The organism is Shewanella sp. KJ2020 (assembly GCF_024197625.1).
Taxonomy (GTDB): Bacteria; Pseudomonadota; Gammaproteobacteria; order Enterobacterales; family Shewanellaceae; genus Shewanella.
The window spans coordinates 107,339-122,377 of the sequence record NZ_JAKUKD010000008.1; the positions used below are offsets into that span (position 1 = coordinate 107,339).

Here is a 15,039-nt window from a genome sequence, read left to right on the forward strand (position 1 = left end):
CATTGAGAACGGCTTTAAAATGTAAGTTACGGCGTCCTGAAGTAGAAGTTAACTCGACAACTGCTCACCTTTTAAACAGTCAATTTTGTTTCATTTTCCCAAAACAACCAAGATTGATATTAAAGCGCTTATCGATATGCGTATTACGCAAACAAAAATGCCAGTCATGGCTGACTGGCATTTGGCAATAAAAACATTGAGCTTAGTTTAGCGCTTACTTTATAAAATGTTGCTCTTACAGAGTGTAGCGGATACCGATTGCGATGCCATCATCTTCTGAAATTGACATTCTAGCTTCTTGTTCTTTATTGGCACTAGTGAAATCACTGAAATCTTTACGTGCTTCTACATAGAGAACAGTGTTCGGATCCCAGACAAAATGCAGCCCTGCAACCACGAACTGACGTTTAAATACATCATTAGGATCGGCGTTAAAGTTTGGCTGAATCACGTAATCCTTACCGGCATCCAACAGGTTATAAGAGATAAATGGACGTAACCCATTGTCAAACTTGTAAGATACTAAGGTTTCAATACCATAAGCGTCTTTGATTAATCGGCCAATATTATCGGTATCGTGATTTTCTTGCTTGTTAACGTTAGCAGCAGCATAGAAACCGTTATTGTCAAAATTACCCCAAGTAATACCCGCACCGTAGATGAGGTCAACAGCAGTCTTTTGATCACCATTACCGTAATCAATATCAAATTCACCACGGTTAATACCCGCCATTAAACTCAACATATCCGTTGCTTTGTAGGTAACAGCTCCACCATAGGTATAGTTATAAGTCACTTGCTGCGCGTCAGCTTCACCTTGGTTCCAACGTGCCTCACAAGCTTCTTCGGTGATATTTTCAACATCACAGGTGTAGAAACTGCTGTTTTTCAATTGGGCTTGAACCGCAAAGCTCACATCACCAAATGCATTGCGGTATTGAACCAGTTTATCACCACGGCCTACGCCGTTAACCGCGCCGTCATCTTTGTTGAATGTGTAAACACCCGCGGCGTTACCATCCCATACAAAACCGTAGTTGGTGTTATATACCACATCGTACCAAGCACCCCATTGCTTACCAATGCTAATCGTTCCATAGTCATCATTGGAAATACCCGCATAACCGAGGCGGTTGTAAAAAAACTCATCTTGAACAGATTCAAAACGATTGTTGTAAACGATGTCGCTGCTACCAACGGGATTAACACCCCATTCTAATTTGGCAAATGCATTCCAGCCGTGGGTCAGTTCACGGCTAAAACCAAAATTAATGCGAGAAGCACCATTAACAACTTCAGTTTCCCCTTGCGTATTGATTACGCGAGCATCAATAAATCCACCGATTTCGACGGCATTTTTATCGTCTTTGTAGATCTCAATTGCCGAGACGGTTGGAGCGAGGAATATTGCTGCTAACGCAGTTGCTACTAACGTTTTATTCATTTGGTGCTTAACCTTTTTCGTTTATGTTCTATCAACGTCATTCCGTTGTTATATTTCCTTACAATTTCCCTTTGAGGGTAGCAAACTTTCAACGAGCTCTCAAAGCGAAACCTAAAGAATATGTCGATTAGCATCACAAAAATACACCAGTTAACCACTACAAAACAGGTTGCAACGCTACAACCACCAGCAAAGCCAACAGGTAAAGAACAATAAAAACACTATATTAACAACAGTTGTTTCGATGTAATGCCCATGTAGTTTAGTTTCATTATTGAAAATACAGGCTCGGCGATGGGGCGGATCTGTTTATCAATATAATATTGATAGTCAATTACCGACGTTCTGTACAGTACAGGTTCCGGACCATTGAGTGTGATAACATAATCAATCTGCGCACCTCTCTTGCCAAATGAAGTTTTTCCTGTTAGTTCACATAATTGTTTTGCCACTTTGACATGGGGAGAGGCTTTGGCGGTATATTCCTCCAAATTACGCCGCATCCGCTTGCGAAATATAAGCTCATCATCCCGCTTTCCGGCTAAGAGCTCATCAATCACCGATGCGAGATAACCACTAATATCCCTTTGATTAAACATGCGTTTGTACAATTCAGCCTGAACGTTTCGCGCCAGAGGACTCCAATCGCTTCTAACTTGCTCCATCCCCTTAAAGGTGATTTCAAGTTCATTTTGATCGTTTCGCCAAGCGCCAACATAGCGTTTTTTACTGCCCTCCAGCGAACCTCGTAGAGTCGGCATAAAAAATTGCTCATAATGCCGCTCAAACTGTAATTCAAGAAAACTCTCAAGTTGGAATTCCTGCTTAATTTTTGCCTGCCATTTAGCGTTAATTTGTGCAGCCATGGTCTTACCTAACTTGGCAACATCTGTAAGCTCAGGATCTGTACCTAACCATACAAAGGTCGAGTCGGTATCGCCATAAATCACCTGATATCCCATGTCTTCAATCCAAGCCCGCGTTTGCTTCATAATTTGATGGCCACGCATAGTGATCGAACTCGCCAACTTGGCATCATGGAATACACACCCTTGGGAACCTAAAACACCATAAAGCGAATTCATAATAATTTTAATAGCTTGGGATAAGGGCGCATTCGATTCACGCTTGGCTTTTTCACGCTGCTCGGAAAGATTATGGATGAGTTTAGGTAAAATGGGTTGCTGGCGACTAAATCGCCCACCAAGAAACCCAGGGACGCATTCTGACTCGGGCAACTGTAACCCTTCGATCAACCCTTTAGGGTCAATCAGAAAAGTGCGAATGATCGAAGGATATAAGCTCTTAAAATCAAAAACTAAAATATGCTGATATAGTCCGGGGACAGAGTCCATCACATAACCGCCGGGACTCTCTATCCCCTGACTCGCTGGCGTATCGGGTGCAACATAGCCCGCTCTATGCAAATGAGGTAAGTACAAATGATTAAATGCAGCGACCGAAGCACCGACGCGCCCAAGCTCTAACCCCGTCAGTTCAGCCCTTGCAAGGGCAAAATCCCATAACTGCGTATGGTGAAAAATATCCCAAACGAGGCGACTATCGGTAAGATTATAGTGTGCGAGGCCCTGCTTATCATTGGCAAAAAGTGCATCGATTTCTTGCACACGATTATCAACGTTATGAATCGCTTTGCCTTCACCTAGCAGCGCTTGGGAGACAAACTCCAGGGAAAATCGCTCAAAATGATAAAACGCCGCCTTAAGCCAATCTATACCGTCGAGTACCACACGGCCTGGTAGGCTCAAGGTTTCTGGGCGGAATTTATTATCAACTTTCCATTCGAGTAAAGTACCGCCGCGCCCAATTCGAAGGGGAATGTGATGCAATTGTGCTCGGCGAAATAACAACGCCAAGTCAAAAGTCACCACCGACCAACCGATAATAAAATCAGGATCAAACTCATGGAACCACGCGATTAATCGATGAATAAGTGCTGCTTCATCGGTCACCCATTCAATATACTCGGGGGCGTTTGATTCAGCTTCGCCCACCATAATCACTTTTTCATAAGTCTGCTTGAGGCTGCCTTGCCCCTCGACTTGGCTACTGTCTTGACCATATAGCGCGACCGAATAGAGTAAACCCTCAAAGTTACATTCAAAATCCAGTGAGATACAGCGTAAATTCACCACCGTTAAAGGAGCAATACTCTTAGCCCGCTCGGCGATAAACACGGGCAGCGAATTAGCCTCAAGACTGTCGCTACTCGTCGCAGAGAAATGCCCTAAAAAAGCCACATCAAGGGCGACAAAACGCTCAATTAAAAATCGCTGTTCTGGCCGAATATCCGCCTCAAATAAGGGAATGTCGGCGTCCTTCGCAATCCTTTGCACGGTCCGCATTGTGCTACTTGATTTGGCATAAATCCCAGCCACGGCAGCGCCTTTGAAGCTTTTTAGGGCTAAAGGGACAAATCGTAGGACTTGGCCCGGCGTCTGCAACTGTAGGGCGGCCACATCCACTTGATGACAAAAACAGAGGTATTCCGTATCGTGCACTTCCACCAGCACAGGGCCTTGCTCAGTTGCCAAATAATATTGCAACACTAAATGCCCATCACGTTGGCTCGCATGGCGGGTTAAGACTCGACCTTGTACACTCATTGGTGCCATAGTCTCAGGCTTCATCTGCATGGGTTTCCAATTTAAATGCCGTTAAATGGCAGAAAAGTTTCTTAGGCTATGCAATCACTGTTATTATGTACAGCATTAATTCGATAAAGTAATGACGCATGTTACCTGACAATGTAAAAACCCAGATCCGCGCCATCTATAAAGATATCGCCAGCGCCTTGCCTAATTTTAGGCCGCGCCGCGAACAAAATTATATGGTGGCCGAAATTTCTAAGACCCTCGCCGGTGATTACGACAAAGACAGGCGCATTATTGTGGTCGAAGCGGGTACGGGCATTGGTAAATCATTGTCTTACATTTTGGGGACTATTCCGCTCGCCTTAGCAAGCAAAAAAAAGGTCTGTATTGCCACCGCGACTGTCGCGCTTCAGGAGCAGTTACTGCACAAAGATCTGCCCTTCTTCCTTGAGCAATCTGGGTTAAACTTTCGCTTCGGCCTAGTAAAAGGTCGCCAGCGGTATGTCTGTTTGTCCAAGCTTGCCATGTTGATTGGCGACGATAACAGTACCCAAATGGCCATGTGGCAAACTAAGCCCGATAACAGCCAAATTGCCATGTTGCATGAATTGCTAAAGGACTATACCGAAGGTCGCTGGAATGGCGAACTCGATACGCTATCGACACCCATCCCAGATCATCTTTGGCAGCAAATCGCCTGCGATAAACACAGTTGTCATCGGCAAGTGGCGAGTCATAGGAATTGCCCCTTCCACAAGGCACGTGAAGACGTCGATACCTGGGATGTACTGATCGCTAACCACAGTTTGCTGTTTGCCGATTTAGAACTAGGTGGCGGCGTGATCCTGCCCGATCCCGAAGAGGTGTTTTATGTTATCGATGAAGCCCACCATCTGCCCATTGTGGCGCGGGATTTTTCCAGCGCACAGGCAACCCTGAGGGGCGCCGCCGATTGGCTTGAAAAGGTCGGTAAGACCAGCGCAAAATTACAAAATCAGATAAAAAGCAATAATATCATCGCCCCAGCACAGGCAATGCAGGACCATATTGGCGATCTTATCGGCCAGCTTAATCAAGTCGCCCATTATTGCGATACCCAAACTAAACAATTTGCCAACCCAGAAAGCCGTTATCGCTTCGAGCATGGCAAGCTGCCTGAGGCCCTTAGGACCCCCGCTGAAAACTTAGCCACCACAGCCAATCTTGCTCTTAAGCAATTTAACAAGATGCAATTGTTGCTCACCGAGGCCATTAAAGACGGTGATATCCCCAAACATCAGTCCGAAGCGCTGCAAGCCGAAATGGGGTTTATGTTACAGCGCCTCGAGAATTTGCAAAAACTATGGCGCATGATGGCCAAGGAGGACACCCATAAAGGTGCGCCAATGGCACGCTGGATTGAACTTATCACGGGAAAACAAGTGGATTATCTGTTTAGTGCATCCCCCATAGAAGTCGGCTTTATGCTCGAATCTATGCTGTGGCAAAAGGCCGCAGGGGTCGTGTTATGCAGTGCCACCCTACGTGCACTCAATAACTTTGATCACTTCGCCCATCAGGTCGGGTTATCCCTTAACGATGGGAGTCGTTATTTAGCACTGCAATCTCCCTTCGATTACCCCAATAATGCCACACTTTATTTACCCAAAATGAAGACTGAGCCTACGGATGATGCCTATACCGAGGAGTTAGCCGAGCAAATCATTGAATTAATTGAGGGAGAAATGGCAACCTTAGTGCTATTTGCATCCTATTGGCAAATGGAAAAAGTGGTTGAATTGCTTGAAGGTAAACTGACCACTGAGCTGCTTATCCAAGGCAATGCCCCACGGCAACAGTTGCTCGAAAATCATAAAGCCAAGTGTGATAAAGGTGAACCTAGCATTTTGTTTGGTACGGGCAGTTTTTCAGAAGGACTCGACTTACCGGGGGATTATCTGACCAATCTGATTGTCACTAAGTTGCCCTTTGCGGTACCCACCTCACCCGTTGAGCAAGCCCATGCGGAATATGTCAAAGTTAAAGGTGGCAACCCCTTCTTACAACTGACCATTCCAGATGCCTCGCGCAAGCTCATCCAAAGTTGTGGTAGATTACTGCGTAAAGAACAGGATTATGGCCGCGTCACTATTTTAGATAGGCGCTTAGTGACTAAACGTTACGGTAAATCCCTGTTAGATGCCTTGCCTCCCTTTAGACGTGTCATAGAGTAGGATTTAAATTTGGAGTTGTTACTCGAGCCCAGCAACTGGGCCCTGTTGGCAGTCATTGGCTTAATCGCTGGTTTTATCGATGCCGTAGTTGGCGGCGGTGGTCTATTGTCAATTCCGGCACTCTTAACCCTTGGTATTGCCCCACACACAGCCCTTGGCACAAATAAACTCGCAGCAAGTTTTGGCTCATCGATGGCGGCATGGACCTACTACCGCCAACATCTGTTTAAACCCGCATTCTGGTACATGGCATTTATTGCCACTTTTGTGGGGGCTATCCTTGGTAGCCTATTAGTTTATTTGCTAGACACACAGTGGCTCGAAAAGATCTTACCCTTACTGATAATCGGTATCGCTGTTTATAGCTTAGTCAGCCCAAACGCGATATCCGATACCGATTGTCAGGCATTGACTCAACCACCGCCGAGACAAAAACAAGGACTACAAGGACTGATCCTCGGCGCCTATGATGGCTTTGCTGGCCCAGGCATTGGCGCATTTTGGACCGTCAGCGCAGGTTCACTCTATAAATTACCCTTGCTTCACAGCTGCGGCCTTGCCCGTGCGATGACGTTTACCAGCAATCTCACCGCCTTAGCCATTTTTGCTTGGCTTGGGCAAGTCCAATGGCAAATAGGACTTTGGATGGGCTTGTGCATGATGTTAGGCTCGTTTATCGGCGCCCGTTGTGCAATTAAATTGGGCCTCCCCTTTATTCGGCCTTTATTTGTGTTAATTGTCCTAGCGATTGCGGCAAATTTAGTTTGGAGTGCATGGTTTTGAATACAAAGCAGCTACTCAGCATCCTGAAAAATCAACTAAAAGCACTCGAGCAGGAAGTCATTCTGTACGATAACCACCTCGCACCGCAGCAACGAAAACTCTTGCAGGATACTGAGCGTTTTAACCAATCGTTATTTATTCAGCATGGTGCCCAGTTAATGCCCTGCATTGAGCAAATCCGCAGTAGCATCAGTCAGTTGGAAAAACAAATTAATCTCAAACTCGCGCATCACACTATCGCGTTGAGTTGTGAACGCATTCAAGATAGATTCACAGCGGTAAAACGTGCACTCCTGACCACATCCATTGATTTAAAATCAAAAAATCAGCAACGCGCCAGTAGCCGCGCACGTTTTGCTAAGCGCCAAGCCCAATCCCATCAAGAAAGCGGATTTGGCTGGATCGCCAGCAATGTGTTACAAAATAGCCATGAAATTTACGAAGAACTGAACAAGCACTTAAACTGGGCGAAAAAATTTGAGCAAAAAATTGCAGAAATGGAATCAAAACTTGAAAACTGTCATAGTGCTGACAAAATCAGTTTGCAAAATGACATCCTTTTGATGCATCGTCGTTTAGGGAAATGCAGACAAGCTATCAGTTATATAGAAGATCGCATTCAAGCATTCGAACGTCCGCATCAGAGCCATAATCGTTAAGGAACAATAATGAAATCACTTTTGCCAATCAGTAGTCTGCTCGTGTTACTCGGCTCTGCCTCAGCCTTTGCTGCAGATCTGAATATTCCCATGTCCTTCGAATACCTTGCCCTCGATGGTAAAAAAGTCGAGTCCAGCGTATTTAATCACAAGAGCAGCTTAGAATTGGCCCCCGGAACTCACAAAATCGCCATCCGTTACCATGAGATGGTTGAAGATGATTTTAGTGATAGCCAAACCTTTGTAAAATCAGCTCCTTTTATCGTGACCTTAGAAGTCGATGGTGATCATCAATACCACCTACAGGCCGCCGAAGGCGAAGTGGTCAAAAAACCTAAGTCCTATGCTCAAAACCCACAGGTAGTGTTAACCCGCAGCGACAAGGGCCAAGTCAACTACCAAGTTGCCAATACCGATATTGAAGAAGAAAGTTTTGTTTCCCGTCTATTCAGTGGTAACCAAGCCGTTGATGTATCCGGTACGGCTGCTACAGCAACGGGGGCAGCAGGGGCTGCGGCCGTCGTGGTAGCATCGGCGCCCACCGCTACCCAAGCCGCTGTCAATGCAACGTCATTAACGGCACCAGTCGATGCATCTAAGGCTGCGACAGCCAATCCCCAGCAAATGTTGCAGTATTGGTGGCTACAAGCCGATGAGAAAACACGCAAAGAATTTATGAGCTGGGCGATTTCACAGCTATAACACCTTGCGCTAACAAGGTTTAGTCGATATTGACTATGATCCCATTGGTTTATCACGCCAGCTATTCCAAGCTGGCGCTTCCCTCTCATCACAGATTTCCCACCACTAAATACGCAAACCTTCGGCAATACTTATTCGATAATCAGCTTGCCACACCAGCGCAGTTTCACGCACCCATCGCAATGACGGCACTGGATGTCATGCAAGTGCATCAAAAAGAGTATGTTGAGCAGTTTATCGCCGGCACTTTGCCAACTGCGGCGCTCAGACGAATTGGTTTTCCCTGGAGTGAAGCCTTAGTCGAGCGCACTTTACATTCAGTGGCGGGCACCACACTCACGGCCTCACTCGCTTTCGAGCATGGCATTAGTCTGCATTTAACCGGTGGTTATCACCATGCGCACTATGACTTTGGCAGTGGTTACTGTATTTTCAATGACTTAATCATCGCTGCCCAAAAAGTCACTGCAGAAAAGCAACTCCATAGGGTGCTCATCTTTGACTGTGATGTTCACCAAGGTGACGGTAGCGCTACCCTGAGCCATAGGCATAATGGGATCATCAGTTGCTCAATCCATTGCAAAGAAAACTTCCCTAGCCGTAAACAAAGCTCCCACCATGATATTGAGCTTTCCAAGGGCGCCGATGATAAAGCCTATATTGAAACCGTTGAGCAAACGCTCGCCCTCCTTATTCGGATCCATCAGCCGGATCTAATCCTCTATGATGCAGGGGTCGATATTCATCAAGATGACGATCTCGGTTTACTTAACATCAGCCAAGAAGGGCTATTCAGACGGGATTTAACTGTATTATCAATGGCAAAATCGGCAAATATTCCAATTGCAGCTGTGATAGGCGGCGGTTATAGCAGAGACACACTACAATTAAGCCAAAGACACAGCCAACTTTTTATTGCGGCAAACCATTTGTGGTAGCACACTCAATAAAAACCATCATGGAGCACAGCGATGCAACTCGAAATCCGTAATTATTACGAAGTTCTCTTAATGGAAATGTTATCCGATGAAGGACTTATGGATGAACTGCCAGAGGATTATTTAGCCGATCTCTGTTGTGTAACCCTCAACCAACTGCCCGTGCGTTATATACGCCACCTCGTCGACACTTACTTTTTTGAAGACTACAACGAGTTACAGGAATTGAAGCGAGAAATTCAAGCCGCATTGGAAAAATCCCGAGCCTTCCTCAAGCAGAATCTACAAAAAAGGTTGCAGGAAGAAACAGAATATTAATTTTTGCAGGCGGTATTCGCTAGCAAAATAGTAAAATGTGAAGCTAAAAAAGTGGACGTTTGCTAAAAAGAGGATAAACGAGCAGAGATTGGAGGTTCCCCTAGAGCCGACACCCCGGCACACGAGTCGCTTGCTGCGGTTGCTCCCTTCCGGGCCTGGCCGAGTTCACAAGTTATCATTGCGGGGGGACCCTAGGGTCACCATAACTTCAAATAACAGCCCACAATTAAGTGAGGACATTAGTTGAACGACGCGGATTATCCCCTATGGCACCTAAGGGATCAAGTGCTAATCCACCCATTTGGCAAATATCCCGCTTAACTGGACAATCTATAGGCAAACCGCCGCGTGTGCCATTGTGTATGCATCGTATTTAAATGATAAAAGCCTACATTTGTAGGCTTTTCATCGTTAGTACGCTCAAATAATCATTAGTCAATACGGATTATTAACTCAGATCTTTATCAAATGTCGATTCTGTTCAATCAGTTTTGCACCTATACCCGATACATTCGCTAAATCATCAACCGCCTTAAACTTACCATTTTGAGTACGGTAATCTATGATGGCTTGGGCCTTAGCGGCGCCGATCCCCTTCAACATTTGTAACTGTTCAGCGGAGGCGGTATTGATATTGACTTGTGCGGTATCAGGCATCGCTTTTTTCGCTTCCGATGCCGCATCTTTCACATCCATGTTTGCTTGAGTCTGTACTTTAGTGGCTTCTTTGACGGGATCCGCTGCGATTGCTGGGATGGCTACTAATGCAGTAAGCGCAATGGCACTCGCAATAGCCGTTATATTGAGTGTGGTTTTCATAATAGTTCCTCTTTCCATGATATTCGGCCTTTCGTCCTACTTCCGTGGCCTCAAATCAAAAATAGACTAAGGTCTGCTGAATTACCAAATCACCACAACAAATATTATCTATCACTAAACTTAAGGCCTATTCAGGCATGCTTGAACAAAAAATAGAGCGCTTACTTGCGCCCCATTTTTACCGCAGTCAAATGCGCTACTTTGCCATTATGCCAATCTCCCTAAGGCTTGGCTTAGATCGGCAATAATGTCATCACAATCCTCTAAACCAACAGAAATTCGCAGTAGATTATCGCCAATCCCAGCCTCTGCCCTCGCCTCTGGCGTATAGGGAGAGTGCGTCATTGATGCCGGATGTTGAATGAGGGATTCAGCGTCCCCTAGGCTCACCGCGATAGAAAATAACTCTAGATAACCCACAAAGGCCATGGCTTGTTCTAAATTTGCCGCCAACTCAAACGCGATCACCCCACCAGCGCGTTTCATCTGCTTACCCATAAATTGATGCCCTTGATGGGATTTCAGTCCGGGGTAATAAACTCGCGTAACACTTGGATGTTGTGCTAAAAACTCCGCCACGCGCTGGGCACTATCACAATGGCGTTGTAAACGCACATCTAAGGTTTTAAGGCCGCGTAGGATAAGCCAAGCATCGTGGGGCGATCACAGCCCCTATATCTTTTAAGATTTCATACTTCACTCTATGGAGCTGCTCTTCACTGCCACACACTATTCCCGCAATCACATCACCATGACCATTGAGATACTTAGTTGCACTGTGGATCACCAAATCGATACCAAAATCCAGCGGCCGCTGCAGTAATGGCGTCATAAAGGTATTGTCGACAATACTGACCAACTGATGACGTTTAGCAATAGTCGCAATTGCTGCTAAATCAAACACCTGCAAATGGGGGTTAACTGGGGTTTCACAGAAAATGACCTTAGTATTGGCTTTAATTGCCGCTTCTATTTCTTTTACCGATGAAAAGTCCACTAGGGACACTTCAATCCCAAAGCGCGCAAACTGGGACGTCATTAAGGCAAAGGTACAGCCGTATACGGCATTGGATGCCACTAAATGATCGCCCATCTGCAGGTTAGCCAATAATGCAGCGGATACCGCCCCCATACCAGATGCGGTCGCAGCGGCGGCTTCTGCCCCTTCTAAAATCGCCATTTTACGCTCAAGCTCGGCGGTTGTCGGATTACCTAAGCGAGTATAAATATACCCCGGTTCATCACCCGCAAATCGCTCACCACCTTGCTGCGCCGACTCAAACACAAAAGTCGCACTTTGATAAAGCGGCGTCACTAAGGCGCCAAAAGCCTCCCGTTCGTGGCCGCCATGAATAACCTGTGTTGCCGCCTTCCACATCTTGCCTGACTCATCTTGCATACCTAGCTCCTTGTAATTGGCATTAAGCGATTTCCGTTCTTGATTGATTGTTCGTTTGGGATGCTCAATGCCCGCGTTATGGATAATCCAATAGATAAGTTAATGAAACATTAGCCCTATCGAATAAGCCCTACCATAACGCGGCCAAACACTTAAGCCAGTGGCACGGAGAAAATAGCAGCGCACAAAGTGTAATTAACTTGTTACATAGCTACTCAAGCTCGGCAAAAAATCATAAAAAATGCGCTAAGGAATAAACCCACTAGCGCATCTATGTTCAACCATTTAAATCAGACACTATTTGATATTTAAAGCATCTACTCTCTTGGATTATCTTTAGCCGACCGAGAAACTTTGTCATCAACATCGGCGAACTGGCCTTTTAATGCGTCGCGGCCTTCTTTAGTAAACAGCTTGCCTGAAAACTGCTTCAGCTCAATTAACAATTCCTGATGCACTTTAGACAATTTAGGCCTTTGCTCTTCCCTAAACACAATCGGCCGACACAGTGCCATGGCTTGATATCCAAGGCGCGCAGTTAACATGCCGCCGCCTAAGCCTTGAGCTAGGCGAGCTGACAATTTACCTGTCATTTCAACCGATAACAGCTGCGTCCCTAAATCCGTGACTAACTCACTGGTACCCGCATAAATAATATTAATGATGATACTGCGGATAAGCTTAATTCGGCTCCAGTAACCTAGTTCGATACCATAACAGCGGGCCACATCACGCAGCATACGTTGATTACGCCATAGGATGATCGCCATATCGAGCACAGCTAACGGACTTGCTGCCAGTAGCACCGCCGACTCTGCCGCATAGCGTCGCACCACTTTTTTGGCCAGTTCATCCCGCTCAGTTAACACTAAATCCTCGAATAACAAGACCTTCTCGGCATCATTATGTTCATCTTTTAATGAACGGCGAAGTTGCTGCAAACCTTGGCTGTCGCCATAGTGGCACACTATGTTATCGATAAAGCTGTCAGCCTCACCCATTTGCATGCTCTGCGCCAGCCTTGCGCCCGTTTCTTGGGTATCGGCGACCTGTTTGAGCCGCTTAAGCTTACGGTATTCACTGACGGCGCCCGCTAATGCCCACGTACTGACGACCCCAAGCACTACACCATAAAAACTGAACAACCAAGGGCTCTCAAGCCATGCATCCCTCAGCCCTAATCCCGTTTGAACGACCACGAGCAGCAATAAACTCGATACTGCTAAACGGGCGAGCCAGGACCAACGGCGTGATTTAACCAGTTGAGGCGATACGGATTTAGCATCAATCATATTGGGATGGGCGGACAGTGTCGCATCCATTAATTCCTCAATATCAGTAGTGATTTCTTGCACTGGCGTATGGGGATCAAAGGCTTTCGCGCCTTTGAGTTCCTCTTTACTGGATTTAAGCTCAACGACTTGTGGGTCAAACAGCTGCTGCTTTTTCAGCGGCTTTTGTTTAATGGCCTGCTGTTTAACTGCCTGTTGTTCAATGGATTGTTCAACTGATTGCTCAGCCGAGCGTTCAGCTGTTTTGGCAGATGAATTGGCAGCCTGTTCATTTGGGTTATCCGATAGCTTTAACGTCATTCCAACTTATCTCCCAGTAAGTACTGCAGCAGATGATCGAGACGAATATGCTCAAAGTGCACTTGAGAGGGGTCAACATTCACATTGCTCGGCGGTGCAAAACCGATAAAGTTAAACCCTTGGTCACGCCAAAAATCGGGTTCAGGTAAGCGAATAGGCACTTCGCCGGGAAACAAGGTCAGGGCTTTACCGTTGAGTCCCGTCCCCTGCACAACTTCCACCTCGCCCTCTTGGGTTGTTACCATGCCATGGCGAGTCGCCTTGATGGCGCTAATCGCCATCGTCTCCACTTTACAACCATCAAAACTGGCAAAATGTTGGCTGTGTTTCAACATATCAGTTAACAGGGACAACACATGGCCCTGCTGATCACGGGTCACATGGTCAACCTTGCTCGCGGCAAATAACAAACGGTCGATGCGGGGGGCAAATAAACGCCGTAAATAACTCGATTGGCCAAAATGGAAACTTTCCATAATGGCGTTGAGCGCCGCGCCCATATCCTCAAATTGCTTTTTACCGCGATTCAACGCACTAAAACAGTCAACGAGTACTAACTGTCTGTCAAAACCGGCAAAATGGTTTTTATAGAAAGGCTTAACCACTTTAGCGACGTATTCTTGATAGCGTTTTTCAAGCACATGGAAGCCACTGTGTTTATCGCTTTGCGAAAGTTCAGTGAACTTTTCATCACTGACAAATAACAGGGGGAAAAAAGCCAATAAGGGAGCGCCCTGCCATTCGCCCGGCAATAACATGCGCCCGGGTTGCGCTTGATAATACCCTTGCACATGCACTAAATCATTGAGTAATAGCTGATATTGATCGGCAATCAGTTTCAATTGCTGTTCATCGGCGCTGGCGGCTAAATCCAATGACATCAAAGATTGTTCAAACTGGGCATACAAGGGTGAGCTTTTAAGATTCTCGATGCGAACTTGCTGGGCACGGCACCACTGGACAAAGTCTTGGCGCAGCATAGGTAAATCGAGTAACCATTCGCCGGGATAATCGACTATGTCTAAATATAAGGTCGCGGTATCGGAAAACTTGGCCAGCAAGCCCTTTTGCGGCTGGTATTTAATCGCCAAGCGTAGCTCTGAAATCGTGCGGGTGGAGGCAGGCCAAGTCGCAGGTTCGGAAGTGAGCGCTAACATGGCGCCTTGATAATCAAAACTGGCGATTTCCAGATCCGGCTGCATGGCACGCTTAACCCCGAGCAAACGCTGCTCACGGCTCACCTGCCACAATGGCAAAGCGCTGTTATTACGGGCATGGGTTAAGCTAGATACAGGACCAGAATTGAGTAACTGATTGACTAACCCGGTGATAAACGCGGTTTTTCCCGCACCAGAAAGCCCCGTCACCGCCAAACGTAAATGTCGGTCCGCGGTGCGATGTAACAGGGATTGGCCCTTTTGGGTTATTTTATGGAGCGAGGCATCAAGCATTCCCATAGAGACTTCCCTTATGTCGAATGATGTTAACTTATGTCAAGTGATGTTGACTATACACTGGAATGGAAAAGAGATTAAGCAACAAGGGCGGACATGTCCG

11 protein-coding genes, 1 other RNA gene and 1 pseudogene are annotated in these 15,039 nt (G+C 46.2%); 6 read left to right on the forward strand and 7 right to left on the reverse strand.

From position 1 onward, the window contains the following. Positions 1–235 precede the first annotated feature (235 nt). Positions 236–1,444 carry a porin gene (locus tag MJO46_RS04730; protein WP_253988327.1) on the reverse strand — a complete coding sequence of 403 codons (1,209 nt, stop codon included), beginning with the start codon at positions 1,442–1,444 and terminating at the stop codon, positions 236–238. A gap of 221 nt (positions 1,445–1,665) precedes the next feature. Next, the gene (locus MJO46_RS04735) at positions 1,666–4,095 is read right to left on the reverse strand and encodes a DNA polymerase II (protein ID WP_253988457.1); all 2,430 of its coding nucleotides are present in this window, start codon (positions 4,093–4,095) and stop codon (positions 1,666–1,668) included. A 104-nt stretch (positions 4,096–4,199) separates the two neighbouring features. Between MJO46_RS04735 and dinG the strand changes: the two genes are divergently transcribed. From dinG to MJO46_RS04765, 6 genes are read left to right on the forward strand one after another with little or no spacing between them, the layout of a single operon-like run. After that, entirely contained in the window at positions 4,200–6,272 is a 2,073-nt protein-coding gene (gene dinG, locus MJO46_RS04740) for an ATP-dependent DNA helicase DinG (protein ID WP_253988328.1), read from the forward strand. Positions 6,273–6,281: 9 nt separating this feature from the next. Continuing rightward, on the forward strand, positions 6,282–7,055 hold the full coding sequence (locus tag MJO46_RS04745; RefSeq protein WP_253988329.1) for a TSUP family transporter: 774 nt from the start codon (positions 6,282–6,284) through the stop codon (positions 7,053–7,055). Beyond that, entirely contained in the window at positions 7,052–7,714 is a 663-nt protein-coding gene (locus MJO46_RS04750; RefSeq protein WP_253988330.1) for a primosomal replication protein, read from the forward strand. The genes MJO46_RS04745 and MJO46_RS04750 overlap by 4 nt, the downstream gene beginning before the upstream one ends. 9 nt (positions 7,715–7,723) lie before the next feature. Then, entirely contained in the window at positions 7,724–8,416 is a 693-nt protein-coding gene (locus MJO46_RS04755; RefSeq protein WP_253988331.1) for a DUF2057 domain-containing protein, read from the forward strand. Between the two features lie 29 nt (positions 8,417–8,445). Then, positions 8,446–9,354 (forward strand): histone deacetylase, encoded by a 909-nt coding sequence (locus MJO46_RS04760; RefSeq protein WP_253988332.1) that lies wholly within the window; start codon positions 8,446–8,448, stop codon positions 9,352–9,354. A 33-nt stretch (positions 9,355–9,387) separates the two neighbouring features. Next, on the forward strand, positions 9,388–9,672 hold the full coding sequence (locus MJO46_RS04765; RefSeq protein ID WP_007647196.1) for a late competence development ComFB family protein: 285 nt from the start codon (positions 9,388–9,390) through the stop codon (positions 9,670–9,672). A gap of 97 nt (positions 9,673–9,769) precedes the next feature. On the opposite strand, the gene ffs is transcribed toward MJO46_RS04765, so the two are convergent. The 5 genes and pseudogenes from ffs to MJO46_RS04790 all read right to left on the reverse strand — a co-directional run bounded on the left by ffs (position 9,770) and on the right by MJO46_RS04790 (position 14,939). Then, an RNA gene (gene ffs, locus MJO46_RS04770) (signal recognition particle sRNA small type) lies at positions 9,770–9,867 on the reverse strand. 258 nt (positions 9,868–10,125) lie between these two features. Beyond that, positions 10,126–10,491 carry a ComEA family DNA-binding protein gene (locus MJO46_RS04775; RefSeq protein WP_253988333.1) on the reverse strand — a complete coding sequence of 122 codons (366 nt, stop codon included), beginning with the start codon at positions 10,489–10,491 and terminating at the stop codon, positions 10,126–10,128. 207 nt (positions 10,492–10,698) lie between these two features. After that, positions 10,699–11,890 (reverse strand): annotated as a pseudogene (megL, locus tag MJO46_RS04780) (methionine gamma-lyase). Positions 11,891–12,207: 317 nt separating this feature from the next. Further along, entirely contained in the window at positions 12,208–13,482 is a 1,275-nt protein-coding gene (locus MJO46_RS04785; RefSeq protein ID WP_253988334.1) for a TIGR01620 family protein, read from the reverse strand. Then, positions 13,479–14,939 carry a YcjX family protein gene (locus MJO46_RS04790; protein ID WP_253988335.1) on the reverse strand — a complete coding sequence of 487 codons (1,461 nt, stop codon included), beginning with the start codon at positions 14,937–14,939 and terminating at the stop codon, positions 13,479–13,481. Before MJO46_RS04790 ends, MJO46_RS04785 begins: the two co-directional genes overlap by 4 nt. Positions 14,940–15,039: the final 100 nt, after the last annotated feature.

Coding starts and splice junctions, on each gene's coding strand:
- MJO46_RS04730 (WP_253988327.1), bottom strand. CDS start 1,444: ATGAATAAAACGTTAGTAGCAACTGCGTTAGCAGCAATATTCCTCGCT.
- MJO46_RS04735 (WP_253988457.1), bottom strand. CDS start 4,095: ATGAAGCCTGAGACTATGGCACCAATGAGTGTACAAGGTCGAGTCTTA.
- dinG (WP_253988328.1), top strand. CDS start 4,200: ATGTTACCTGACAATGTAAAAACCCAGATCCGCGCCATCTATAAAGAT.
- MJO46_RS04755 (WP_253988331.1), top strand. CDS start 7,724: ATGAAATCACTTTTGCCAATCAGTAGTCTGCTCGTGTTACTCGGCTCT.
- MJO46_RS04765 (WP_007647196.1), top strand. CDS start 9,388: ATGCAACTCGAAATCCGTAATTATTACGAAGTTCTCTTAATGGAAATG.
- MJO46_RS04775 (WP_253988333.1), bottom strand. CDS start 10,491: ATGAAAACCACACTCAATATAACGGCTATTGCGAGTGCCATTGCGCTT.
- MJO46_RS04785 (WP_253988334.1), bottom strand. CDS start 13,482: ATGACGTTAAAGCTATCGGATAACCCAAATGAACAGGCTGCCAATTCA.
- MJO46_RS04790 (WP_253988335.1), bottom strand. CDS start 14,939: ATGGGAATGCTTGATGCCTCGCTCCATAAAATAACCCAAAAGGGCCAA.